At 61.5% G+C, this 25,349-nt stretch carries 21 protein-coding genes; 11 read left to right on the forward strand and 10 right to left on the reverse strand.

Annotated features, from left to right (window positions below; all coding sequences use genetic code 11):
- Positions 1 to 4: 4 nt before the first annotated feature.
- From QFZ69_RS01760 to QFZ69_RS01805, 10 genes are all read left to right on the forward strand, one after another.
- Positions 5 to 922, forward strand: a complete 918-nt coding sequence (locus tag QFZ69_RS01760) for an ABC transporter permease (RefSeq protein WP_306915194.1) — start codon at positions 5 to 7, stop codon at positions 920 to 922.
- Between the two features lie 19 nt (positions 923 to 941).
- The gene (locus QFZ69_RS01765; RefSeq protein ID WP_306915196.1) at positions 942 to 2,930 is read left to right on the forward strand and encodes a dipeptide/oligopeptide/nickel ABC transporter permease/ATP-binding protein; all 1,989 of its coding nucleotides are present in this window, start codon (positions 942 to 944) and stop codon (positions 2,928 to 2,930) included.
- Complete coding sequence (locus QFZ69_RS01770) at positions 2,927 to 4,054, forward strand: ABC transporter ATP-binding protein (protein ID WP_306915197.1); 1,128 nt, start codon at positions 2,927 to 2,929, stop codon at positions 4,052 to 4,054. The genes QFZ69_RS01765 and QFZ69_RS01770 overlap by 4 nt, the downstream gene beginning before the upstream one ends.
- Positions 4,055 to 4,078: 24 nt before the next feature.
- Positions 4,079 to 5,242, forward strand: a complete 1,164-nt coding sequence (locus QFZ69_RS01775) for an FAD-binding oxidoreductase (RefSeq protein ID WP_306915199.1) — start codon at positions 4,079 to 4,081, stop codon at positions 5,240 to 5,242.
- 7 nt (positions 5,243 to 5,249) lie between these two features.
- The gene (locus QFZ69_RS01780) at positions 5,250 to 6,290 is read left to right on the forward strand and encodes an NAD/NADP octopine/nopaline dehydrogenase family protein (RefSeq protein WP_306915201.1); all 1,041 of its coding nucleotides are present in this window, start codon (positions 5,250 to 5,252) and stop codon (positions 6,288 to 6,290) included.
- 36 nt (positions 6,291 to 6,326) lie between these two features.
- Entirely contained in the window at positions 6,327 to 7,022 is a 696-nt protein-coding gene (locus QFZ69_RS01785; protein WP_306919563.1) for a GntR family transcriptional regulator, read from the forward strand.
- 563 nt (positions 7,023 to 7,585) lie between these two features.
- Complete coding sequence (locus tag QFZ69_RS01790; protein WP_306915203.1) at positions 7,586 to 8,509, forward strand: ABC transporter substrate-binding protein; 924 nt, start codon at positions 7,586 to 7,588, stop codon at positions 8,507 to 8,509.
- 33 nt (positions 8,510 to 8,542) lie between these two features.
- Positions 8,543 to 9,475, forward strand: coding sequence for an amino acid ABC transporter permease (locus QFZ69_RS01795; protein ID WP_306915204.1), 933 nt, complete (start codon positions 8,543 to 8,545; stop codon positions 9,473 to 9,475).
- A 34-nt stretch (positions 9,476 to 9,509) separates the two neighbouring features.
- Entirely contained in the window at positions 9,510 to 10,262 is a 753-nt protein-coding gene (locus QFZ69_RS01800; RefSeq protein WP_306919564.1) for an amino acid ABC transporter ATP-binding protein, read from the forward strand.
- A 31-nt stretch (positions 10,263 to 10,293) separates the two neighbouring features.
- Entirely contained in the window at positions 10,294 to 11,457 is a 1,164-nt protein-coding gene (locus QFZ69_RS01805) for an FAD-binding oxidoreductase (RefSeq protein WP_306915206.1), read from the forward strand.
- 664 nt (positions 11,458 to 12,121) lie between these two features.
- On the opposite strand, the gene QFZ69_RS01810 is transcribed toward QFZ69_RS01805, so the two are convergent.
- From QFZ69_RS01810 to QFZ69_RS01830, 5 genes are all read right to left on the reverse strand, one after another.
- Positions 12,122 to 13,564 carry an IS1380 family transposase gene (locus tag QFZ69_RS01810; RefSeq protein ID WP_306915208.1) on the reverse strand — a complete coding sequence of 481 codons (1,443 nt, stop codon included), beginning with the start codon at positions 13,562 to 13,564 and terminating at the stop codon, positions 12,122 to 12,124.
- A gap of 257 nt (positions 13,565 to 13,821) precedes the next feature.
- On the reverse strand, positions 13,822 to 15,252 hold the full coding sequence (locus QFZ69_RS01815) for an aldehyde dehydrogenase family protein (protein WP_306915210.1): 1,431 nt from the start codon (positions 15,250 to 15,252) through the stop codon (positions 13,822 to 13,824).
- Positions 15,253 to 15,286: 34 nt separating this feature from the next.
- Entirely contained in the window at positions 15,287 to 16,627 is a 1,341-nt protein-coding gene (locus tag QFZ69_RS01820; protein ID WP_306915212.1) for an NAD(P)/FAD-dependent oxidoreductase, read from the reverse strand.
- A gap of 18 nt (positions 16,628 to 16,645) precedes the next feature.
- Positions 16,646 to 16,978, reverse strand: coding sequence for a cupin domain-containing protein (locus tag QFZ69_RS01825; RefSeq protein WP_306915214.1), 333 nt, complete (start codon positions 16,976 to 16,978; stop codon positions 16,646 to 16,648).
- Positions 16,979 to 16,989: 11 nt separating this feature from the next.
- Positions 16,990 to 18,408, reverse strand: coding sequence for an APC family permease (locus QFZ69_RS01830; protein ID WP_306915216.1), 1,419 nt, complete (start codon positions 18,406 to 18,408; stop codon positions 16,990 to 16,992).
- A gap of 216 nt (positions 18,409 to 18,624) precedes the next feature.
- On the opposite strand from QFZ69_RS01830, the gene QFZ69_RS01835 reads away from it, so the two are divergent.
- The gene (locus QFZ69_RS01835; RefSeq protein ID WP_306915218.1) at positions 18,625 to 19,230 is read left to right on the forward strand and encodes a TetR/AcrR family transcriptional regulator; all 606 of its coding nucleotides are present in this window, start codon (positions 18,625 to 18,627) and stop codon (positions 19,228 to 19,230) included.
- 305 nt (positions 19,231 to 19,535) lie between these two features.
- Here the strand turns inward: QFZ69_RS01835 and QFZ69_RS01840 are convergent, their stop codons facing one another.
- The 5 genes from QFZ69_RS01840 to hpaE are packed head-to-tail and all read right to left on the reverse strand — an operon-like array spanning position 19,536 to position 25,348.
- Positions 19,536 to 21,071: an NAD-dependent succinate-semialdehyde dehydrogenase gene (locus QFZ69_RS01840; RefSeq protein WP_306915220.1), complete on the reverse strand. Its 1,536-nt coding sequence runs from the start codon at positions 21,069 to 21,071 to the stop codon at positions 19,536 to 19,538.
- Between the two features lie 21 nt (positions 21,072 to 21,092).
- Positions 21,093 to 21,902 (reverse strand): HpcH/HpaI aldolase/citrate lyase family protein, encoded by an 810-nt coding sequence (locus QFZ69_RS01845; RefSeq protein WP_306915222.1) that lies wholly within the window; start codon positions 21,900 to 21,902, stop codon positions 21,093 to 21,095.
- Entirely contained in the window at positions 21,887 to 22,672 is a 786-nt protein-coding gene (gene hpaH, locus QFZ69_RS01850; protein ID WP_306915223.1) for a 2-oxo-hept-4-ene-1,7-dioate hydratase, read from the reverse strand. The genes QFZ69_RS01845 and hpaH overlap by 16 nt, the downstream gene beginning before the upstream one ends.
- Positions 22,673 to 22,674: 2 nt before the next feature.
- A complete protein-coding gene (gene hpaD, locus QFZ69_RS01855; protein ID WP_306915225.1) occupies positions 22,675 to 23,760 on the reverse strand; it encodes a 3,4-dihydroxyphenylacetate 2,3-dioxygenase in 1,086 nt (361 codons plus the stop codon).
- A gap of 46 nt (positions 23,761 to 23,806) precedes the next feature.
- Positions 23,807 to 25,348, reverse strand: a complete 1,542-nt coding sequence (gene hpaE / locus QFZ69_RS01860; RefSeq protein ID WP_306915227.1) for a 5-carboxymethyl-2-hydroxymuconate semialdehyde dehydrogenase — start codon at positions 25,346 to 25,348, stop codon at positions 23,807 to 23,809.
- Position 25,349 lies beyond the last annotated feature (1 nt).

Genomic DNA, 25,349 nt, shown 5'->3' on the forward strand with positions numbered 1-25,349 from the left:
GGCTATGTTCATCGTCAAACGCTTCGGCGCGGCAATACCGACTCTCATCATCGTCTCGCTCCTTGTATTCTTCCTCGTCGACCTGATTCCCGGCGATCCTGCCCGGAATCTAGCCGGGCAGTCAGCCACAGTCGAGGAAGTAGCCCAGCTGCGAGCGTCGATGGGCCTGGATGCCCCCATGTTCGAACGCTACGTCAGGTTCGTGCAGGGCATGTTTGATCCAGGCGCCGTGTCCTCACTCCGCACTGGACGTCCCGTCAGCACAGAATTCATCGAAAGACTCCCCAACACGCTAGCAATCGCCTTTGGCGGTCTCGCCTTCGGACTCCTCGTGGGGACCGTAACCGGCATCATCTGCGCCTTGCGTCAGGGACGGTTTGTGGACTTCATCGTCACCGTCGGAACCTTGGCGGGTATCTCGATGCCAATCTATTGGATCGGACTACTCGCCATCTGGTGGCTCTCCGTGAATCTCGGGCTATTGCCTGCCAGCGGCGCCAAATCGTGGGAGTACTTCGTGCTTCCCATACTCGTTGTTTCCACTCGACCGGCCGCGATGATATCGCGCCTGGTGACGTCGAGCCTGCTGGATGTCATGGACAAGGAGTACATCGACACCGCACGGTCCAAGGGTCTTAGCGAGATACGGGTCGTGCTGGATCACGGCCTGCGCAACGCCCTTGTGGCTGCGGTCAGTATCGCCGGTGTTCAGTTTGGCGCTCTACTCGGAGGGTCAGTTGTCACCGAAACTGTCTTCGGCATCCCGGGCATCGGCAGATTGCTTGTCGATGCGGTAGGGCAAGCCGATTACCCCGTCATCCAGTACTCAATCCTCATGTTTGCTGCCTTCTTCATCCTGATTAACCTCGTGGTTGACGTCCTGTCGAAGTCACTTGATCCGCGAACCAGGCAACTCACCTAATTTCAGAAAGATGTTGTCCATGAGTCTTGGAATACAGCTAGAAGAAGCCCGCGGCGGGACGAAAACGTCCTCGGCCGTGGCGTCCCCGCAGCGACAGAGTGGAATGGCCCGGGTCTGGGGACAGGGCAAGGGAAAAGCCGGCCTGACCATCGTAATCATGTGCATCCTGCTGGCCGTACTTGGCAGGATCGCCGCCCCCTTTGACCCTTACGAACAGGATCTGGCATCCACGCTAAGCCCTCCCGGAAACGGACATATTTTCGGGACTGATCAGCTGGGCAGAGACGTCTTCAGCCGAATTTTGGCGGGCGCTCTCACTTCACTGGGAATTGGCTTGGGCGGGGTGGCCATAGCGGCAGCCATCGGCATCCCCTTGGGCGTGCTCGCCGGTTATTTGGGCAAGAAGTTTGATTTTTTACTGATGCGCGTGGTGGACATCATGCTCAGCTTCCCAGACATTATATTCGCCCTGGCCATCGTGGCCATCCTCGGAGCCAACACCCAGAACGTCATTCTGGCAGTCGGCGTCGTTTCCATCCCCATCTTCGCCCGGACGGCGCGTGCCGTCACCATGAGCACCAAGGCAGAGCCCTTCATCGAAGGGAGTGTCTCGTTGGGATGCACTCCGGCACGAGTTGTGATTCGACACATCATGCCGAACATCTTAGGTACGATGCTGACTCTCTCGAGCCTGCTCTTTGCCACGACGCTCCTGACCTCATCCGGCCTGGGATTCCTTGGACTGGGTGTCCAGCCTCCCGAACCGGAGTGGGGAACCATGCTCGGGGAGGCCCGCTCCTACATCCGAACGCATAGTTACATGGCCACTTTCCCTGGATTGTTCCTTGCAATTTCTGCCCTCGGCTTCAACCTCCTGGGTGAAGCAATGCGCGCCGTTTACGATCCGACGTTTGCCCGCAAGGTTACCTGGCGGGCGCGTCGGGCGGCCAGACAGGCGAGGCTGGCGGACAAAGCCAAAGCTGCCCACGAAAAAGTGATTTTAAAGGCAGCCGCCGAGCCTGAGGCTTCGGAGATGCTTCACGTTCGAGATCTCCGCGTGCGATACCTCGGAACAGACGGACCCGTCGAGGCTATTCACGGCGTCTCGCTGAAGATCCAGGCTGGCCGTACTTTGGCTATCGTTGGTGAATCTGGTTCCGGCAAGAGTACGTTGCTCCGGGCCATCTCGACGCTATTGCCGAAGGGCAAAGCCGACATATCCGGCGGAAGCGTCAGAATTGGCGGTACCGAGCTGGTTGGGGCTTCGGCAGACGTTATTCGCTCCGTCCGCATGAACGAGATTGGAATAGTATTCCAAGATCCGGCCAGTGCCTTGAACCCTGTCCTAAGCATCGGGGCACAGCTCATTGAGGCCGTGAATGCCGGCGGAAAGACTTCCCGCGCAGAGGGTCGCCGCAAAGCCATCGAGCTGCTTGACGCGGTCAGCATCCCGGACCCGGCCGGACGCCTGGACATGTACCCCCATCAGTTCTCCGGGGGTATGAAGCAGCGCATTGTCATAGCTATGGCGCTGGCGCAGGATCCGAGTGTGCTGCTGGCCGACGAACCCACTAGTGCATTGGACGTAACCATCCAGCAGCAGATCCTGACGCTGCTGAGGAGACTGCAGTCAGAGAGGGACATCGCGATACTGCTGGTGACCCACGACCTAGGTCTTGTTGCTAGGTACGCCGATGATGTAGCCGTTATGTACGGAGGCAACTTGGTAGAGACCGGCTCCGTAGCCGAAGTTTTCAAATCTCCCCGGCACCCTTACACGGCGGCACTTATTAGTTCGGTCCCCACGATGGATGCAGGGAAAGACGTTGGTCTCCGGGTCATCCACGGCGATCCGCCGAGTCTGGTCGCACCGCCGAAGGGATGTGTCTTCAACCCGCGCTGTCCGCTTAAAGGCAACAGGTCGCTGTGCACAACAGAGCCACCCGTGCTGCGGGCTGTTGAACCTCAGCATCTGTCAGCGTGTCACTTCAGTGAGGAGATCAGTTGAACGTCGTCGCCCCAGCAGAACACGAACAGATGCCCAATTCCGAACCTATCGTGCAGGTCAGAAACGTTTCGCAGCATTTCCAAGGCAAATCCCACGGCGTGTTCAGACGCAAGCACGACGTCATCAAAGCCGTTGATGACATCTCAGTTTCAGTCGCCAGGGGCGAATGCCTCGCCATAGTGGGTGAATCCGGATGCGGTAAGAGCACATTGGCACGGGTCGTGGTCGGCCTGCTGCGTCCAACAAACGGCGACGTTCTCGTGGATGGGCAGTCGACGGCCGCGATCAGCAACAGCGAAATGCGGAAACTGCGTAAACGCGTGCAGTTGGTCTTGCAGGATCCACTTGCGTCCCTGGACCCACGGATGACTGTCAAGGCCATCCTGAACGAGGCACTCGTGGTGCACCGTATCGGCACATCCGGGGAAGACCGACATCGCAGGTGTGTTGAGGTGCTGAGCCAGGTCGGGCTGGGCGCGGAGTTCATGGACCGGTTCGCTAAAGAGATGTCCGGCGGACAACGCCAGCGGGTCGCCATTGCGAAAGCGATTTCTTGCTCCCCCGATGTCTTGGTTCTCGACGAGCCAGTGAGTGCCTTGGATGTTTCGGTCCAGGCACAGATCATCAATCTGCTGGTAGACCTGCAGAAGAAACTTGGCCTGACCTACATCATCATTACCCATGACCTGACACTCGTGCAGTACATCGCAGACAAGACCTGCGTCATGTACTTGGGCGCAATGGTTGAGTACGGCGATACGGCGGACGTGTGGCAACGCCCGGTCCATCCCTACACAGTAGGGCTGATTTCAGCTGTTACTATCCCCGATCCCGCCTACGAAAAAACCAGGCATATCGAGATCTTGCCCGGCACTATCCCCAGCGCGTCCGCCGTCCCCAGCGGCTGCCGGTTCCATACCAGATGCACACGCGCTGTCGAGCTGGGGCGAACAACCGAAGCGGCAGGCGTAAAGACGACATCCTTCGGGATTCTGCCCCGCTCGTGCGTCGACGACATCCCACAGATCAGCTCGGACGCCTCAACTGGCCACCAGATCGCCTGCCATTTCGCTGGCGTCCAACCGCACCTGGAACAGGGCGAGCGGATGAGTCTTTTCAACTAATGACCTTACAACGGAGGACACACCATGAATGAAGTAATCCACGACGTCGTTATTGTCGGAGGCGGCATCTACGGCGCAGCCATCGCTTTTGACCTCGCCAGAGCGGGGGCGGACGTCTTGTTGATCGAAGCAGGTGAAATCGCCTCAGGCGCTTCGGGGGGACCCGGCGAACGAGGAGTCCGTGGTTCCGGTCGAGACGTACGCGAACTTCCTCTAGTCGCACGGGCACAGGAACGCTGGGCCCAGTTTGAAGCGGAGTTCGAGGGTGGCGTCGGCTACCGGCGAGTCGGCGGCATCCAGATCTACGAGACTCCCATTGGAACCCGACCCGGCGAGATTGAGAGCGAGCTCCGGGTCCGTGCCCAGGTGCAGACGTCTCTGGGAATCCCTACGGAACTGGTTGATGCTGAACGCGCGCGCCAGATCGAACCGGAACTTGCCAAGGGAATCGCCGGCGGCAGCTACTGCCCAAATGATGGCGTGGCGGACCACACTCTCGCCACGCGTACTCTTGCCCGCGAAGCGGAAAACCATGGTGCGACCATACGCACAAATTCGTTGGTCAAGGATGTCGTCATGACAGACGGAAGAGCTAGCGGCGTAACGCTGAGCACCGGCGAAACGATTACTGTCGGCAGGCAGCTGCTCCTCTTCTGCAATGCCGGAGTCCCCGCTCTCCTGGAGCCGATCCTGGCCGCTGAAGAGACACTGCCCATGTGGTCCCATATTCCCCAGATGATGTACGTCTCGAATCCAGATGGCAAGAAAGTCAACGGACTGCTAGGGCACCGGAACCGGAAACTGGCTGTCAAGCAGCTCGTCGACGGCACCATCATGCTTTCCGGCGGGCAGACGGTGGAACACGATGAGAATGGAAACCTGCTGGGTTCGCTCGCAGCATCCGCTCTGACGCTTCAAGATGCCGTCAGCACCTTCCCGTTTTTGGAAAAATCCGAGTTTGTCAGCGTTGACGGATCTCGCCGGGAGACATTTTGTATCGACGGCGCCCCACTGATCGGCCAACCGGCCAACGCATCGAACATCATCTTCGGGACCGGCTGGTGCGGACACGGATTCGCCATTTCACTAGGCTTCAGTGAACTCATCGCCCGGTGGGTCATCACCGGGCAGCACCCCGCGGAACTTCTGCCGTTCTCACACAAACGCTTCAACTCCGTCGGGGCGTGAGAGAGCCATGAAACTTACAGTGGTCGGTTCCAGTTCAGCTGCCATCGTCACCGCAGGCTACGCAGCCAGTAACGCGCCCGAAGGGTGGGATGTTGCCCTGCTTGCGGGTTCAGAAATCCAAGACATTCCACACTACGCGGATGGACTGGTGCCAGAACAGGTCCTAGCTCTCGAAGTATCCGCCACGATCTCGGGAAGCGACTTGTTCGTGCTGGTCGGCACTGCCAACGACCTGCCGGTTACTGTCGTGAAGCACGCAGACATCATCGGGGGAAGACCCGTATTAGTGGCCCCAGGATCCTTTGGTGGCGCGTTCAGAGTTCGTAACGCACTGCGGATGGCAGGAGTAGAAAACCCAAACATTTCGGAAACCACCGGATTCATAGCAGGTGGCCGCGTGAGCGAGGGACGATGCACCGTTACATCGGTTAAGCGCAATCTGCCGGTTGCCGGCTTTAGTGATGAACTGAGTGCCAAGGCCATGGAGAGCTTCCTGCCCTGCTTTCCTACCCTGGTGGCGTCGGACTTGGTGACCACATCACTCTCCAACACGAACAATGTCCTCCATCCGCCCGTTGTCATCGCAAATGCCACGGCAATGGACAAGGGAAAATCTTTCACTTTCTACGATGAGGGCCTCTCACAGGCAACCGAGAATCTGTTGCTGGCAGTTGATCGCGAGCGGCTCCGAATCGTGCAGGAATGCCAAGGGGAAACTCTCACCCTCAGAGAATGGATGTTAAGGTTCTATGCAGACCAAGGCATGGCAGGAAGATCCATCAATGAGTGTTTGCGCTCATTCAGCGGATTCCAAGGTTCCCTCTCTCCGTCAACGCTGGACACGCGATACCTCACGGAAGACATACCTTTCGGGTTCGTTCCGTTGGAACGTCTGGCCGCCAGGCTTCGTTTACCTCATGATGCTATTTCGGCGGTGCGTGTTCTCTCGGAAACTTTTATTGGACGGGTCATGGAAACCGATGAAGAGTGCATCGAGGATTTCCTTGCATACGTTCACCAGCGCCAGGCCGATTCGGTCTTGGCATAGCGATCGGAGGACAACATGACATCGCTTAAGAGCACCATGGGGCGCGCCCCAACGCGGCCTCTCATAGCGCCAGTGCCTCGCCAGGGACTGGGGGATTCTGTCTTCAATTCCTTGCGAACGTTGCTCGAAGAGAATCAACTGCAGCCCGGCGCCCCCCTCAACATCGACGCTTTGGCGCGAGAACTCAACGTCTCGCAGACTCCCGTGCGTGAAGCATTGGTGAAACTTGAAGCCGCCTACTTGGTGGAGCGTACAGCTTCCCGAGGATTCCGAGTATCCCAGCCCTTGTCAGGGATGGAACTAGAGAAGTTCCTTAAGGTTCGGGAGATGGTTGAATCATTGGCAGCCAGATGGGCATTCGAGGCCCACGGAGCGGACCTTGCCGCCAAGCTCAGCGCCGCTGTCAAAGAGCAGAAGGAGGCACTCTTGGCCGGTGAAGGGAACGAGCCAGACTTCTTCAAGTCCGATAGGGAATTCCACCGGCTCATCTTCACCCACTGCGACAACCCTTTCCTGGAACAGATCTCCGACAACCTCGGCGCGCAGCTACGAAGAATACGCCAATACTCCAGTGTCATGGCCCGCGACGGAGTATGTGCAGTGGAAGAGCATGAAAACATTGCTAGGGCGTTTGCAGATGGAACAGCCCAATCCGTTGAGGCCCTCATGCGCGAGCACCTGACCCGGGTATCGGAACGAGCCATCCGTTCTGATGCCGATGCAGTCCCCTAGCTTTGGGGAAGCTTGCCAACTACTGGTCCAACTGTTGAGTTGCTTCGGGCGTAAATAAAAAATGTGACTGCAAACCAATCGAAGGTTTGCCTGCGGCCACCGGCCGGTCACGAATCATATTTCCCGCTAGTCGGGCGTTCTGGCTCTGGGGGATGCGGGGCCGTCAGCGATGAGGACCGTTCAGTTGGTAGGTGGTCACGCCATGGCTACCACACGGGCAGCGAGCAACTCTGGCTGCTGCCCTCCTTGAACTTGAACCCGCCACGACAATTCACGGGCACATCAATGGAGTTGGGCGCATTGCCAGCCCAGGACACTGCGACTCATTTAATGGGCGAGGGTCAGCCATCCAACAAAATCGAGAACAGCACAAGAAGCGAAGCCCCACGTGTCCAGAATGAATAATCGACTCCAGATCACAATTCCCCCTGGAACTCCACGATGTGGAATTCCAGTATCCCATTGCGAAAGTAACGCTCTGCCTCTAATGTTGAAGCAACCTCGGCGCCGAGACAGTTACCGAATTTAGGGCGTCTCGAGATTTCCCCAAACAAGGAGTGCAAATGCGCCAAACCCATAGCGTTCGTAAGGTCTCTTTAGTAGCGATTTCACTGGGTCTGATCTCCGTGACATCATGTGGCCTCAACTCGTCGCCGAGTGATGCAAAGCCGGCCTCGGCCGAGACGTCCAGCGCAGCACCGGCGCGGGATGAAACTCTTGCCGCGATGGTGCCCGAGGAGATCAAAAAAGCGGGAGTTATTCGGATGGCGATTAATCCCGCCTACCCGCCGTTTGTATCCGTCGGTTCAGACGGAAAGACGCTTGAGGGGCTGGAGCCGGACCTTGCCAATTCCGTGGCGGCCATGCTTGGCGTGAAAATCGAATTCGTGCCAACATCTTTCGACGCGATCATCCCGGCCCTTCAAGCTAAGACCGTCGATATTGCCATGTCTTCCATCGGTGATACGAAGGCCAGGGAGCAGATCGTTGACTTCGCAACCTACTACCACAACGGCACCCTTATCCTGGTTAAAAAGGGGAACCCAAAGAACATCAAGGCAAATCTTGCTTGTGGTGCCAGCATCGGAGTCATACGAGGCTCTCTCCAGCAAACGACGTTCCTCCCTAGCCAAACCGAGGACTGCACCAAAGCAGGCCTCCAGCCGCCCGTCGTTCAGGCGTATCAGGACGGACCTCAGGCTCAACTAGCGCTTCAGAGTTCCCGCATCGAGGGAGTCATGCTGGATGCTCCGCCGCTGTTGGACATCGTTGAAAAGAACCCGGAAGCCTTTGAAACCGTGGGTCCTCTCATCAAGAATCCGAATCCCGGGGGTGTCGCGTTCACCAAGGGGAGTGGGCTGGTACAACCGATCAACGCCGCTTTGAACAAGCTCATTGAAGACGGCACCTACTTGAAGAGCCTGAAGAAGTGGAACCTGGAGCCAATAAAGATTGAGAAGTCTGAAATCAACGGAGCTGTTTCCTAATGTCCGGAGATTACAGGTAGATCGGGGAAAACATTGATTGCTTCAGATGAAATAACTCGCCAGAAGGAACAGACAACTCCGCAGAAAGTCGTCAAACTACGACGACCTGGACGCTGGGTCCTGTATTTCATCATCGCCATTCTCCTAGCGATGCTCATCGACACCCTACTCACCAATCCCAACTTCGGATGGTTCACGGTTGGCGAGTACTTCATGTCACCGCGCATTTTGGACGGTCTTTCCAAGACGCTTCAGCTCACCGTCATTGCGATGATAATTGGGGTCGTCCTCGGTGTAGTTCTCGCCATCATGAGGTTGTCGACGAACCCCGCACTATCCGCGGTGAGCTGGTGCTACATCTGGTTCTTCCGGGGAACGCCTGTGTTCGTCCAGCTGCTCTTCTGGGGATACATTTCCGCGCTCTTTCCGGTGTTGTCCTTTGGCATTCCTTTTGGACCAAGCTTTTTCTCGACAGACACCAACACGCTGATTACGCCGCTCGTGGCGGCTATTCTGGGTCTTTCCCTCAATGAGGCCGCGTACATGGCAGAGATTATCCGAGCCGGAATATCGTCCGTAGGCAAGGGCCAGATCGAAGCGGCTCAAGCCCTGGGAATGTCGAGGGCCCGAATTCTGCGAAGAATAATTCTTCCCCAGGCCATGCGCGTCATCATCCCCCCTACGGCCAACAACACCATTTCGATGCTTAAGACAACATCCTTGGTCAGTGTCCTTTCATTCCCTGAGCTCTTGTATGCATCCCAACTTATATATTCAGTTAACTTCAAGACGATTCCGCTCCTTCTCACCGCCTCAATTTGGTACTTGATCGTGACATCAGTCCTCACGGCCGGCCAGTACTATCTAGAGCGCCACTACAGCCGGAGTGATCGAACGGCGGGTCATGGTCGGCTACGCCGTCTCGTAGAACTGCAGCGACGACGAGGGGCCAGTGATGGAAACTAGCGCAAGAACGCCAAAATCAGTGGAAAAACAGCCGATGGTACGCGCCGAGGGGGTGTGTAAGTCGTTCGGGCACGTGGAGGTTCTCAAGGGGATCAACCTGGAAGTGCAGCGGGGAGAAGTCGTCACGCTGTTGGGACCCTCCGGTTCAGGAAAATCAACATTTCTTCGCCTTATCAACCACCTTGAAACGATCAGTGCCGGCCATCTTTCTGTTGAGGGAGAGCTCATCGGGTACTCGGAAAGGCACGGGAAACTGTATGAGCTTGCCGAAACGGAGGTCACTCGCATGCGGGCAGAAGTGGGTATGGTCTTTCAACAGTTCAACCTGTTCCCCCATATGACGGTTCTACAAAACATTATGGAAGCGCCGGTTGGCGTTAAACGTCAGAGCAAAAAAGTTGCCGGCGACCGGGCGCGTTCCCTCTTGGATCGAGTCGGGTTAGCAGAAAAAGCGTCGGCGTATCCGGGTCAACTGTCCGGCGGGCAGCAACAAAGAGTCGCCATCGCACGCGCTCTTGCGATGGATCCAAAGCTCATGTTGTTCGACGAGCCAACCTCCGCTCTTGACCCTGAACTAGTTGGAGAAGTCCTGGATGTCATGAAGGACCTCGCAGCGACAGGTATGACGATGATCGTTGTCACTCATGAAATGGGTTTTGCGCGAGAGGTGGCAGATTCGGTCGTCTTCATGGATGAGGGCGTCGTCGTTGAAGCTGGTCCTCCCGATGAAGTGCTCCTTAGGCCCCAACACGAGCGGACCAAGAGCTTCCTCAGCAAGGTTCTCTGACCGCCCCTAAGAAATAAAACGGAGTTAAGGCATGAACGTAGTTGTCATCGGCGCCGGAGTTATTGGCGTCACTATCGCTGTCGAGCTGGCCCGCCGAGGCGCCAGCGTCACCGTCCTGGAAAAGGATTGGCCTGGCGCTGGCACGTCCTCAACCTCATACGCCTGGGTCAACTCCCACAACAAGGAGCCCTCGAGTTATTACGAGCTCAACCTTGCAGGATTGAAAGCCCATAGTCGACTCGCCGCTTCAAATAGCAACTGTAACTGGTTGGAGACACGGGGACACGTAGAGTTTGCCACTGATCAGTCCCACCGACAGGACCTCATGCGCCGCATGGGCCGCCTCCGCGAACGAGGGTATGAGGTGGAGCAGATTGGCGTCGAGCGCGCACGAACCTTGATACCCGACCTACTAATACCGGATGACTGTGACACTGTGGCATTCTTTCCTAGCGAAGGACACTGCTACCCCAACCTATACCTGGCCCATATGCTGGAGCAGGCATCCACTCTTGGGGTCAAGATCCGTACCGGCCTAGCAGTAGAACGCTTGCAAGAACGAAACGGCGCAGCGCACGTTGGCTTGAGCGACGGATCAACGGTCGTAGCGGACCAAGTCGTTTGCGCTGTGGGCAGATGGACAAGCGAGGTTGCACTCCTGGCGGGTATTTCACTGCCTATGGCTGAGTTTGAAACGCCTGGTGATATCACGGTGGGCTACCTAGCGGTCACAAACCCCCTCCCGGCTTCCCTGCCCCGGATATTGACAAGTCCCTGGCTAAACGTGAGGCCCGATGGTGGCGGCCGGTTGCTGCTACAAGCTCTAGATCTCGACTCCGGGGCAGATCCCTCTGATGTACCGACCACGGACTCGGTGGTGGCAAAGGAGCTAACCGCTCGTCTCCAATCAGTGCTGAAAAATACTGAAGGGGCAATTATCGAACGTATCAGCGTCGGGCGACGGGCAATCCCTGCAGACGGTTTCAGCGTACTCGGGGCCCTTCCCTCGGTTCCCTGGCTCTACTTTGTGGCGACACACAGTGGTGTAACGCTGGCCCCGTTCGTCGGTGCCGCTGTCGCGGGCGAGATCTTCGGCGATGCCGAGGCGCTCTTCGACGATTTCCGGCCCGAACGGTTAATTGGAAATTTGCAATTCGACAGGCCTTCGGCACCCCGGAAACCTGGCGAGCAGTAGCTTTTCAGCGCATGCGTGCCCGAAGGGCGCGGAATGAGCGCTTCGACGCTCCGGTAGCGCCCAAAGCTGCATCTCCGACCCAATTTGAGATGGAGTTTGAGGATATGGGGACACAACCCTGCAGGCGGCGAACCGAGACAATGCGTGCAACTCCTCCTTGGTTCGCCCGCCGGCGAATCCTGCAACGAGCATCCGTTATCAAGCACCTACGAGGGCGCTCACACGGGAGGAGGCTCCGCCAGAACCTGGACTAAATGCCAAATCAACCTCCCAGGAAAATCATCAACCGGCACTTCGGGCTATAGGGTCGGCATGATCGGAACGGCCTCCACGTAGTGACGGCGCCCGGCAGCGACTGGACGCAAGTCGCAGGAACTGGCAGCGACCAACTAGAAGGGCTTGTCTGGCACTACACCAAAAAGTCCAGTGTGACCTCTCCTGCATGCGACGCAACAACGTTGCGCCCCACTCAAAATCATGGCGCACTAGCCCGGATTTTGCATCGGTCGTCGGTCGGGGGTGTTGATGGCGGCTGAGCGGCTGGCGTGTTGTCTGGGCGGATTCCGGGCACCCTCGACCGTCCCATGCGCCGGGGTTGGCGCGGGTTTCCACGTACCCGTGATGGCTGTCTGTCTGCTCGCAGTGATGGGGCTGGTTCCGGGCGTCAGGTCTGCATGATGGCGGTGGGGTTCTTGAGGCTCGCCGCGATGCTTGCGGTGGCTTCGAGTAATCTGTGGATCAGTTGGTGTTCGGGTGCCGTTCCGGGCAGGAGGAGATAGCTCTTTCTGGCGCGGGTGATGATCTTGCCTGCAGTGGCGAAGAGCCGGTAGCGCCAGCGTTTGATGTCCCATCCCTTGGCGTGGTCGCCGGCGGGGAGCGCGGTGAGCTGGAGCCAGGAGACGAGGTTGGAGGCCAGGGCTGCGATCCACGCCCAGGCCTGGTTCGCGGCGAAGTCGAAGAACGGCAGCTTGCCCAGACCGGTGTTTTTCAGGGTCTTGATCCGGTTTTCGCACCGGGCCCGGGCGCGGTGTCTGGCGTCAAGGAACGGGCCGTGCCAGCGCGGTGAGTTGGTCAGGAACGCGGTGATCCGGTGCCCGTCGATGTCCAGCAGCGTCGGTTGCGCGCCGGGGTGCAGGGGCTCGGCGCGCAGGAACAGGTTCGTTCCCGGCGGGTAGTCGGTGAGCGGGATGATGTCGGTGGCGTTGATGACCCAGGCATCGGTCCGGTCGTTGCCGGCCTGGTCCAGGGCCGGCTGCCAGTTCTTCTTGTCGTTGATCCAATCGACCATGTGGGCTTTGGCCGCGGGGACGGGGTAGGAGACGGAGAACTGGGCGTTCCGGCTGTGCAGGTACCAGAGGAACTTCCTTGAGGCTCCGGCGCTGTCGGTGCGGACCAGGACGTTCTCTCCGGCCAGCGCCCCGGTCTCGTCGAAGAATCCTTCGGGCAGGCCGGACACGGCGGTCTCGAAGACGCGGATGTGGTCATCGGCGCTGTTCGCGCCGGCGTTGCCGGGCCGCAGCAGGCAGGCGAGGATTTCCCCGGTGCCGTTACCGGCACCGTAGTCACAGGACGCGATGAAGGGGGCGAAGCCGTAGCCGCCCTTGTAGGTGCCGGCGACGTTTTCCTTCTCCGAGTGTGAGGCCACGAGGGTGGCGTCCAGGTCCAGGATGAGCGGATCCGCCGCTGTCGCCGACAACGCCGGGTTCCGGTTCCCGGCCGCTTCCCGGGCCGTGGAGCGCAGTTGCCGGGTGAGGGTTTCGATGCCATAGCCGAACAGCTCGGGGTTCGTCACGGTCCGTTCGAAAAACCGGGACACCGTCGCGTTCGAGGGCAGCTGGCCGAAGACCCCCGGTGAGACCCGCAGGATGTCCAGATCGGACACGTGTTCACCTCCGGCGGCCAGCATCGCCGCCAGAGAACCGACCAGCCGGCCGGGCCGGTGCGTCGCGCCTGCGGGAACGAACTGGCCCAGCCGGTCCTCGCCCAGTGCCCCGAAACCCAGGGCATCCATGAAACCGGTCAGGACCTTCACCCCGGCGTGGGAGACCAGCGACTGGCCGGTGAAAGTGACCGGAACGGACGGAAAAACACAGGTAGACTTTTGCATCGAAAGGGTGCTCCTTCACTCGGCAAATAACGGTCTCGACAACCACTATTTTCCCAGCTCAGAGCACCCTTTCCCTGCTTAAACACACACCCTCAGCCACCCGCCATGAAATCCCCGGGCTAGGCATCTTCCGCTTCAGTTTCCACTGACAAGGAGGGCGGCTCCGTTGCGAGGGCAATAAACAAAGCTGCTTGCGCTGGGCGCGCAAGCAGCTTTGTTTAGCTGGTGGGTCATCAGCGAGACATAATCAGATCGTGTCAGCCGTTGATCACCTGTGGCACGCCGAGGGCTTTGAGGCCTTCGACGCCGAATTCCAGGCCGTAGCCGGACTGCTTGGCGCCGCCGAAGGGAATACGGGGGTCCACGGCGCCGTGCCTGTTGATCCAGACGGTGCCGGCCTGGATCCTGGCGGCGACTTCGCGGGCCGCCGGGAGATCCGAGGACCAGACCGAGGCGCCGAGCCCCACCTCAAGGGCGTTGGCCATGGTGACGGCGTCGTCCACGCTGGTGTAGCGGATGATCGGCAGTGCCGGGCCGAACTGCTCCTCGGCCACCAGCGGGTTGTCGTTGTCGATGTCCGCCACAAGGGTGGTGGGGTAAAAGTAGCCGGGCTGGTCGATGTCCGGGTTTCCACCAAGCAGGATCCGGGCACCGCTGTCGCGGGCAGCATCCACGAGGTTGGCCACGACGTCATACTGCGCCCTGTTCTGCAGCGGGCCCAGGACGTTGTTCTCGTCGAGCCCGTTGCCCATCGGCATGGCGGCGGCGACGGCGGTGAGTTCTTCGCAGACGGCGTCGTAGATGTCCTCGTGGACGTAGAGGCGCTTCAGGGCGGCACAGGTCTGGCCGGTGTTCAGGAAGGCGCCCCAGAAGAGGTCCTCTGCGATGGCCTTGGGGTCGGCGTCGGGCAGGACGATGCCGGCGTCGTTGCCGCCCAGTTCCAGGGTGAGCCGCTTGACCGTGTCCGCGGAGGATTTGATGATGGCCCTGCCGGCGGCAGTGGAGCCGGTGAACATGATCTTGCCGATGGCGGGGTGATCGGTCAACCGGGAGCCGACCTCCCGGCCGCAGGAGACGACGGAGAGGAGGCCCTCGGGCAGCTCTTCATTCATGACCTTGATCAGGGCGAGGACGCTCAGCGGGGTGTTCCCGGAGGGCTTCACCACGACGGCGTTGCCCATCCTTAGTGCCGGTGCGAGCTGCCAGACGGCGATCATCATGGGCCAGTTCCAGGGGCCGATGGCACCGACCACGCCGATGGGCTTGTAGTGGAGCTCGGCGCGGGTTTCGCCGTCGTTCACGATGGTTTCCGGTTCCAGAGGGATGGTGGCTGAGGCTCGCAGCCACGTGGCGCAGGCGCCGACTTCGAAGCGGGCGTTGGGGCCGTTCATGGGTTTGCCCTGCTCGCGGGAGAGCAGTTTGGCGAGTTCTTCGGCGGAGCGTTCGACGGCGTCGGCTGCTTTGAGGAGGGCGGCGGACCGGCCGTCGTGGTCCAGCGCAGCCCACGCCGGCTGGGCTGCCACGGCGGCAGCGACTGCCTGCTCAAGGTACTCGAGATCGTGAATGGGGGCCTCGCCCACCTCTTCGCCCGTTGCCGGGTCAAGGATGGTCTTTGTCGGACCGGATGTGGGAGTGATCGCGGCCAGAAGCGCGTCGTAGCCCGATGGAGCAGTAACTTCAGTGGTCATGGCATGTCCTTCAGGTCAGGTTGCAATGTTGGTTTTAGAGGGCCGGTACTGGTTGCCGCGCCGTGACGGTGTTGGTAGGCGCCGGGGCAGCCAACTGCTCGCCGACCGCCCGGGCGGCGTCGAGTCCGCTTTCGATGGCCCCGTCGATGAACCCGCCCCAGCCGTTGGCGAAGTCGGAGCCGGCGAGCCGGATTCGTCCTTCGGGCCGCTGCAGTTCGGGAAGGGAAGTGGTCAGGTAGCCGGTGTAGTGCATGGGCCAGGTTGACCGGGAATGCTGATCCTCCACCCAGTCGTGTCCGGTCACTTCGAGGACCGTCAATCCGGGCACCAGCGTGTCGAGGATGCGCTGGGCGGCTTCGATGTCGTCGACGGGCACGGCGCCTGCATCGGGGCCGAAGCACACGAGTGTGGTGCTGTCGTCGTCAATGTATTCCGCCTGCACGAAATTCAGCGGGGCGTCCTCCGGACCGAACGCGACGAACCTCTCCTGCCGTCCCTGGACCTTGACCCAGAGCTTCGCTCCCCGCCCGGCCTGGCCGCGTGCGGCGGCCTCGCGTTTGGTGGGGGAGAGCGGGGGCTGGAAGTCGATATCGTTCAGCACAGAAAGAGGCAGCGCCAGAATGAGTTCACGTGCTTTGTACTCCTGGCCGCTGGCCGTGCGGGCGGTGACTCCGTCGTCGTCCTGTGTAATCGACACAACCGCTTCGTTAAGGCGCACGTCCGCGGCGGAATCGGCGAGGATGGCTTCGGCCAGCCGGCTGGTGCCACCTTCGACCTTGAAGCTGGCGCAGGCTTCGAACATGGTTTGCCAGGAACCGGTTGCGACCGCGCACCACCGCAATGCCTGGGTGTATGCCGCTTGGTCGAGTTTGCCGTTGAAGTTCAGGGCCCAAAAGGATCGGAGCAGCTCGCGCTGGTTCTCCGGCAGTTCCAGCCGGTCAATGGCGTCGGAGAGCGTGATGCCGTCGATGTCGGCGACGTCGGGGTTGGTCAGGGGTGCCCAGGGCAGGGGGAAGTAGCGCCGTGCGTCGGCCAGCAGAGCCTGGTTCGGTGCGTCGAGCAGCTCGAGTACTTCGTCGGTGTGCCCTTCATGGCGGTGTCCGTTCACGTTCCAGTAGGCCTTGGTGAATTCGGGTCCCGGTACCGGATTGATGCCATACCGGCCCATCTCCGCCCACACGTATGGCTGGGTCCAGTGCACCCAGGTGCCGCCGAGTTCGAGGTTGCGTCCCATGCGTTCTTCGAGGAAAGTGCGGCCTGCGATACGGTCCCGGGCCTCCAGCAATGTGGTTTTGTGGCCGCGGCGGGAGAGTTCCCGTGCTGCGATGAGGCCGGCGAATCCCGCGCCGACGATCGGGACGTCAGAAGCTTCCATGGTGTGTCCGTTCCCCGCTTAGCTGTAGACGAAGTATTCGATGGTGGGTTCGAGCACCGTCCAGCGGGTCATGGCCCCTTCGGACAGGGAGGCCATCGACCCGGCGGTAAGTTCGAAGGTTTCCCCGTCCTTGACCTCAATGCGGATGCGGCCCGAGGAGATGAAGATGTTCTCATCCTGATGAATTGGCAGGTCGAAGGGTTCCGGCGCCTCCTCAGGAGTAACTTTCCAGATACCGGCCGAAAGCTTCTCGTTACCGTTATCTCCTGGGCGGCGAAGCCACTGCACGTTACCGAGCTCGAAGGGCTCGAAAGCGGCGTCATCGTGCTGGGCGAAAAAGACCTGGGTCATTGGTTATTCCTTTACTTCTTACTTGGCGTTGACAGGTGATGTCGGGTGGCGGCGACTGTACTTGACTGGTTGGCCAGCGCCCGCGGTTCCCTAAGGAGCGGCAGCCGGTCCTGGAACCGTCGCCTGATGACGTAGAGGACAAGGGACAGCAGGAGGATGCCCACGCCGATTGCCAGTTCCACCGGTCCGCCGTATCCCGACAGTTCGGAGGAGAGGGCCCCGATGGCTAGAACGGCAGCGCCATAGATCGTCAGCACCACCGCAAGGGGCACAGCCCAGGCGCCGAGCTTGAAGGTCCGTGAAGCATCCGGCCGGTCCTTGCGCAGCAGCAGGAAGCCTGAGACGGCGAGAAGGATGGCGAGCAGGTAGCCCATGTTCGCTGCGACAAGGATGGAGATGGGGTTTGACACGAAGATCATCAGCAGGACATTCATCACGACGGCGGCAATGATGGCTCGTGCGGGCACCTGGTGGCGGTTGAGTGCTTCGAACTGGCGGGGTGCGAGTCCGTCGATGGCTGCACCATAAAGTGCCCGCGATCCGTCCGCCATGGAGGCATTCACACCCATCAGCAGGGCACCGATGGTGATCAGGAGCGCGGCGTCGCCGGCGAACCCGGCGGGAAGGACGGAGGCGAAGCCGGATACGAAGACGGCGGTAGGGTCGGCCGCGGCATCAGCCTGTGTCATCAGCCCGCCGACACCTAGCGGTACCAGGGCGAACATCAGGAAGGTGTAGCCGCCCGAAGTTGAGAGGGCACGCCGGGCATCTTTGTTGCTGCGGTACTCGGGCGTGAATGCCGCGCACATTTCGGTGCCATAGGCGGTCCAGCCGACCAGGTAGAGCCAGACGATGGCGTCCTGCCAGCCGCCCCAGTGGTCAGCCCCTGGCTGCCCAAGTCCCCAGGTGAGGTTGGAGATGTCCCACTGCCCGCTGATGAGCGGCGCGATGACGAAGGTGAACAGCGGAATTAGTAGCAGCGCACCGAGTACCTTATTGACCCATGCAGCGGGCTGTGCGCCAAAGAGGTTGGGCACCATGAGCGCCAAAATCAAAGCGATGCCGATGATCTGGGCAGTGCCAATCTGCGCGATACCGAGGTTGAGCGACCATGCCGCTTCGGGGAGCCAACGGGCTTCGATGATGGCCCCGGCGGTGAGGCTGACAATCGAAATAACTGCAGACCAGCCGAACCAGTAGCCGAAAGTGGCCAGGGCACCGGCAGGGGCAAAACGTTCCTTCCAGGCCTCGTGGGCGTAGACGGGCACGCCGCCGGGCTTGTCAGGGAACATCGAGGCCATTTCTGCAAAGAGGTGGTTTTGGGCCCAACCGATGCCTGCGGCCAGAGCCCAAATGAACAAAGCAGAGAGGGCACCGATCGCTGCCATGGTGAAACCAAAGGAGACAAACAATCCGCCGGACACTGCCATCGCCAGGGCGAAGGCATCCTGCTAACGGAGCGTCCGGTGCAGGGCCGGAGCGGTGGGGTCATCGAGCGAATGCGCCATTGCATAGCCTTCCAAAGACTGGACTAAACGGGGGTGGGACTTGTGGAGCGAAGGGGTGCGCCGCTTCACAAGATTAACAACTATGCAATTGCTTAGTTGCATCTGTCAAGGGGGCCTCGCGCGGGCTACACTCGGTTTGTGGCGGCGACGAGAACCAACGAATACGGAAAAGGCCGTGAGGCACTGTTGGCGGCGACAGTGCAGGTGGTAGCGGAACGAGGACTCCACGGCTTGACCTTGCGGGCCGTTGCGGAAGTGGCCGGGGTCAACAACACCCTGATCAGCCACCATTTCGGCACCAAGGATGCGTTGCTGCATGAAGCTGTCGCCTGGGCCACAGCCCGCGCGATCCGGCTCAGCGACCTGTCTGCCACTGAGACCATAGACGGCAATTTCGCAGGTGCTCTCGTGGAACTAGTGACCAGCGAGCCGCAACTTCAGATATTTCAATACGAGTTTGTCCTTGAATCGCGGCGCCGGCCGGATCTGCGGGCCGAAGCTGTCGCCCTTTATGAGGGCTACATCGAGGGACTTGAGCTCGCACTGGCACGCCACGGACATGCAGATACAAAGCCGTTGGCACGTGCCGTCTTCGCAGCGCTCGACGGTCTGGTATTCCAACAACTCACCGTGGCCGAGGGCGCCGTCGTCCAGGCCGCAATCGAGCGCATAGGCACCCTGCTGGAAGCCAATCTCGCCAGCGGCCCTTCACGTCCATTTGAGGAAATCGGTGGAGCCAGTTGATGTAACTGCTGCTATCGGTAGTTCAAGTAAGCAGGTTACAACCGCGGATTGCCGCCACTTCTCTGCGCCTCCCGCCAGGGGTGATCCTCCACCTTGAGCTGTACAGGGACTTCAGCAGTGGTCGTCCACGGGCCATGAAAATCTCCTGATGTGCCTGCCGTCACTGTAAGGAAACAACAGGGGATTAAATGCTTGCTTGTTGCCTGGCATGAGCAGGGCTTGTCAGGGGGCTAAGCCGGTTTCATACCCTTGATAAGCTCCATGCTTCACGTCACTTGAAGATCTTCGCCCTGGGTACGGCTTTGTCAGTCCGCGTAGGGATCGGCGATGCCGATGTACTGCGTCGTGGTGTATTCGGCGATGCCCTCCGAACCGCCTTCGCGCCCGAGTCCGGATTGCTTGACCCCGCCGAAGGGCGCGGCGGCGTTGGAGATCACCCCGGCGTTGAAGCCGACCATGCCGAACTCGATCTGTTCGGCCACGCGCAGCAACCGGTTGAAGTTCCGGCTGTAGACGTAGGACGCGAGGCCGTATTCGCTGGCGTTGGCCAGCCGGATGGCGTCGTCCTCGGTTCTGAACGTGGTGACGGGGGCGACCGGGCCGAAGATCTCCTGACGGAGGATCTCGGCGTCGTTGGGCACATCGCCGAGCACGGTGGGCTGGTAGAAGTAGCCTGCCCCCTCAACCGGTGAGCCCCCGGTCACGACGGTGGCACCCGCGGCGACGGCGGCGCTCACCAGGGCGTGCACGTCATCACGGGACCCGGCGTCGATCAGCGGACCGACCTGGGTGCCTGGGTGGGTGCCGCGGCCGGTGGCCAGCGCGCCCATCGCGGCGGCGAACTTTTCGGTGAATTCGGCAGCCACGGATTCCTGGACCAGGAATCGGTTTGCCGCGGTGCACGCCTCGCCCATGTTCCGCATTTTGGCGGCCATGGCACCTTCCACGGCCTTGTCCAGGTCGGCGTCTTCGAACACGATGAAGGGCGCATTCCCGCCCAGTTCCATGGAAGTCCGCAGCACGTTCTGCGCCGCGTCGGCCATAAGCCGCTTGCCAACCGGGGTGGACCCGGTGAAGGAGACCTTGCGCAGGCGCGGATCGGCCAGCAGGGGCCCGGAGATCCCGGAGGCGCTGGAGGAGGACACCACGTTCAGCACCCCCGCGGGCAGCCCGGCGTCCAGCATGGTCTGCGCGAACAGCTGCGCCGTCAGCGGGGTGAGTTTCGCGGGTTTCAGCACCATGGTGCAGCCGGCGGCCACAGCCGGGGCCACTTTGCGGGTGGCCATGGCCAGCGGGAAGTTCCAGGGGGTGATGAGCAGGCAGGGGCCCACCGGCTTGTGCTGGACCAGGATCTTGTTTTTGCCCTCCGGCGTGGTGAGGTAACGGCCGTAATCGCGGACGGTTTCTTCGGAGAACCAGCGCAGGAACTCGGCGCCGTAGGCGACTTCGCCACGGGCCTCGGCCAGCGGCTTGCCCATCTCCAGGGTCATCAGCAGCGCGAAGTCTTCGACGCGTGCGGTCACCAGGTCGAAGGCCCGGCGGAGGATTTCGGCCCGTTCCCGCGGCGCCGTGCGTGCCCACGAGGCCTGGACTTCGGCAGCGGCATCAAGCGCGGCGACGGCGTCCTCGCTGGTCCCCGAGGCCAAGGTGGCTAAGACCTCCCCGGTGGCTGGATCGTGGACATCGAACGTCCTGCCGTCGGACGCGTCCCGCCACTGGCCGCCAATCAGCAGCCCGGTGGGCACCGAGGCGAGGAGCGTGGCCTCACGCTCGGGTGAGACGGCCACGGGTGAGACGGCCTCGGGGAAGAGGGCAGGGGAGAGCACTGAAGAAACTGTCATCGAAGAAGTCCTTAGGAAGGGTCAGTAGCTGGTGGGGGCGGCGCCGTCGGATGGCTGGATGTACCGGGCGGCGAGTGCCTCGGAGCCACGGGCCAGCAGCGCGACGTCGGCCCCCACCAGGATGAAATCGGCGCCGCTGTCCAGGTAGTGGCGGGCGGTGTCGGGGTTGAACGCGTTGACGCCGGCCGGTTTGCCGGCGGCCTTGGCGGCTTCCAGGCAGTGTCCGACGGCGGCGCGCACCTCGGGGTGCTCCTGCTGCCCCAGCAGCCCCATGGAGGCGGCGAGGTCGGAGGGCCCCAGGAAAATGGCGTCCACGCCGTCGACCTTCAGGATGTCCTCCACGGCCGCCACTGCTGTGGTCGATTCGATCTGGACCGTGACACTGATCGTGTCCCCGGCCCGGGCCAGGTAATCCGGGATGCGGTTCCAGCGGGCGGCCCGCGCCAGTGCCGAGCCCACGCCCCGGACGCCCCGGGGCGGGTAGCGGGTGGCGGCCACCGCGGCTTCCGCCTCCGCCACCGAATGGACCATGGGGATCAGCAGGTTCTGCACACCCAGGTCCAGGTACTGCTTGATGACCACGGTGTCGTTCACGGGCGGCCGCACCAGCGTGTGGACCGGGTAGCCGTGGATCGCCTGGAGTTGGGCCAGGATGGATTCGAGCCCGTTGGGGCTGTGCTCGGCGTCCACCAGGAGCCAGTCCAGTCCGGACCCGGCGCAGAGCTCGGCCACCAGCGGACTGCCCGAGCACACCCACATCCCGGCGAGGGGCCGGTTCGCGGCGGCCAGGGCGTCACGGAAGGTGTTGTCCGGTTCTATTCGAAACGGCATGTGACACTCCCCAGCGGTCCGTAGTCGGCATGGACGGTATCACCCTTGTACACCCAGACGGGCCGGGTGAAGGAGCCGGCCAGGATGATGTCGCCGGCCTTCATGCTGTCCCCGTGGGCGGCAATTTTATTGGCCAGCCAGTGCACTCCGTTAGCCGGGTGGTCCAGGACCCCGGCAGCCACCCCGGTCTCTTCCACGGTCTGGTTCTTGTACAGGATGGCTGCGACCCAGCGGAGGTCGACGGCGTCCGGCTTTACCGGGCGGCCGCCCACCACCATGGCGCCCATGGCCGCGTTGTCCGAGATGGTGTCCACGATGGTCCGGCCCTCCATCTCGATCCGGGAATCGAGGATTTCGAGGGCCGGGACCACGTAATCGGTGGCGTTCAGGACGTCGAAGATGGTGCAGCCGGGTCCTTTGAGCCCGTCCTTCAGGACGAACGCCAGTTCCACCTCGACGCGCGGGTGGGTGTACCTGTCCCACTCCACCGAGCAGCCGGTTTCCAGCACCATGTCATCAAAGATGGCGCCGTAGTCCGGTTCGGTGATGCCGGTGGCGGCCTGCATTGCCTTGGACGTGAGGCCGATCTTCCGCCCCACCAGGGTCCGGCCGGCGTCCTCGTTGCGGCGCCGCCACAGCCGCTGCACCGCATAGGAGTCCTCCACCGTCATGTCCGGATACCGGGCGGTCAGGCGGGGGATCGGGGTGCGGCTTCGGCCGGCCTCCACCAGTTCGTCCGCGATGGCCTCAATCGTCGTGGCATCCAGCATGGCTACAGCTGCGCTCCCAGTTTGAAGCCGGTGCGGTCACCCTCAGGGGACCCGTCCTTGCGGGTGTAGGAGAAGCCGTCCGCGCCCACCGTGACGGCCATTTCGCTCTTTTCCTCGCGGACAATCACGGGCTGCGGGTTGCCGTCGAGGTCCAGGACCAGGGAGGCCTCGGTGTACCAGGACGGGACCACGGGGTTGCCCCACCAGTCGCGGCGCTGGTTGTCGTGCACGTCCCAGGTGATGGTGGGGTTGTCCGGGTCGCCGGTGTAGTAGTCCTGGGTGTAGATCTCGATCCGGTGGCCGTCCGGGTCCAGGATGTAGAGGTAGAAGGCGTTGGAGACGCCGTGCCGGCCGGGGCCGCGTTCGATCCGGTCGCTGATGCGCAGGGCGCCCATCTTGTCGCAGATCTGGATGATGTTGTGCTTCTCGTGGGTGGCGAACGCGACGTGGTGCATGCGCGGGCCGTTGCCGCCGGTCAGGGCGGTGTCGTGGACCGTCTGCTTGCGGTGCATCCAAGCCGCGTAGGTCACGCCGTCGGAGTCCTTGATGTCTTCGGAGACGCGGAAGCCGAGGTCCTCAAGGTACTTGCGGCCACGGGGCACGTCCGGGGTGACCTGGTTGAAGTGGTCCAGGCGCACCAGTTCGCCGGCGGAGTAGAGGTCATAGCGCTGGGTGAGGCGCTCCACGTGCTCCACCTCGTAGAAGAACTCGTAGGGGAAGCCCAGCGGGTCCTCCACCCGGACGGAGTCGCCGATGCCCTTGGTGAAGCCGTCCTTGCGGCGCTCGGTGCGGCAGCCCAGTTCCTTGTAGTAGGCCTCGGCAACGTCCACCTCCGCTGGGGATTTCACCCGGTAGGCGAACGCGGCGACAGCGGCGATCGGTCCCTTGCGCAGCACCAGGTTGTGGTGGATGAACTCCTCCAGCGGGCGCAGGTAGATGTTGTTCTCATCTTCCTCGGTGACGTGCAGGCCGAGGACGTCGACGTAGAACTCGCGCGACTTGGCGAGGTCGGTGACCACGATCTCCATGTAGGCGCAGCGGACGATGTCCGGAGCCGGGACGGTGGGGGTGGGAACAAAGTTTGTCATGGTGTTCTCTCTTCTTTGAGCAGGGGAGGCGCAGGGGAGGGGGAGATCAGCCGTCGTTGGCAGCGGAGGCTTCGATGCTGCCGAACTTAGGTGTGTGGACGGTGCCCAGCGTGATGTGCACGGCCTGCTGGTCGGTGTAGAAATCGATGGAGCGGTAGCCCCCCTCGTGCCCCAGACCGGAAGCCTTGACGCCACCGAACGGGGTCCGCAGGTCGCGGACGTTGTGGCTGTTCAGCCACACCATGCCGGCCTCCACGTTCTGGGAGAAGTTGTGCGCCCGGGTCAGGTTCTGGGTCCAGATGTAGGCCGCCAGGCCGTAGCGGGTGTTGTTCGCCAGGGCGAGGGCTTCGTCGTCGTTCTCGAAGGGGGTGATGGCGACGACGGGTCCGAAGATTTCCTCCTGGAAGATGCGGGCGTCGGGGGCGACGTCGGCGAACACGGTGGGGGCGATGTAGTTGCCCTCCGGGAGGTGCTCGGGCCGCCCGCCACCGGCCAGCAGCCGGCCTTCGGATTTGCCGATCTCCACGTACGAGGCGACCTTTTCGTAGTGCTCCGGGTGCACCAGTGCGCCCACTTGCGTCCTGGGATCGTGCGGATCGCCCACCACGATGTTCTTGGCCCGGGCGGCGTACTTCTCGCAGAACTCGTCATAGATGGCGCGTTCCACGAGGATGCGGGAGCCTGCGGTGCAGCGCTCGCCGTTGAGGGAAAAGACGCCGAACAGGGCGGAGTCGATCGCGGCGTCCAGGTCGGCGTCGGCAAAGATGACGCAGGGGGATTTTCCGCCGAGCTCCATGGACAGGCCCTTGAGGTTGGCTGCGGCGTTGCGGAAGATGGTCTGGCCCGTGGTGGTCTCGCCGGTGAAGGAGATCAGCGGCACGTCCGGGTGCTTCACCAGGGCGTCGCCGGCTTCCTCGCCCAGGCCGTTGACCAGGTTGAACACGCCGTCCGGCAGGCCGGCATCCTTGAAGATGGTGGCCCAGAGGGACGCGGAGAGCGGGGTGAACTCGGCCGGTTTGAGCACCACGGTGTTGCCGGTGGCCAGGGCGGGGGCGAGCTTCCACGACTCGAGCATGAACGGGGTGTTCCACGGAGTGATCAGGCCGGCGACGCCGATCGGTTTGCGGTTCACGTAGTTGATCTGGGATCCCGGGACCTTCATGGCGTCGTCGAACTGGGCCACGATCAGGTCCGCGAAGAAGCGGAAGTTCTCCGCGGCACGCAGGGCCTGGCCCTTGGCCTGGGTGATCGGCAGTCCGGTATCGAAGGTCTCCAGCTCGGCGAGCCGTTCTTCCTGTGCCTCGACGGCGTCGGCGATCCTGTTTAGGATCCGGGCGCGTTCCCGCGGCTTCATCCTCGGCCACGGACCGTTTGTAAATGCTTCGCGGGCGGCGGCGACGGCGAGATTGATGTCTTCCTTCTGGCCGGCCGCGGCGGTGGCGTAGTTCTGGTTCGAGACCGGATCCAGGACGTCGAAGGTCGCCCCGTTCACGGAGTCAACGAATTCGCCGTTGATGTAGTGCTGGATGTGGGTGGGCAGGTCCTGCGGCACGTAATGGTGCTTGGTCTGTTCTGCAGTGAACGTCATT

It is taken from the genome of Arthrobacter sp. V1I7, assembly GCF_030817015.1.
In the GTDB taxonomy this organism is placed as follows: domain Bacteria; phylum Actinomycetota; class Actinomycetes; order Actinomycetales; family Micrococcaceae; genus Arthrobacter.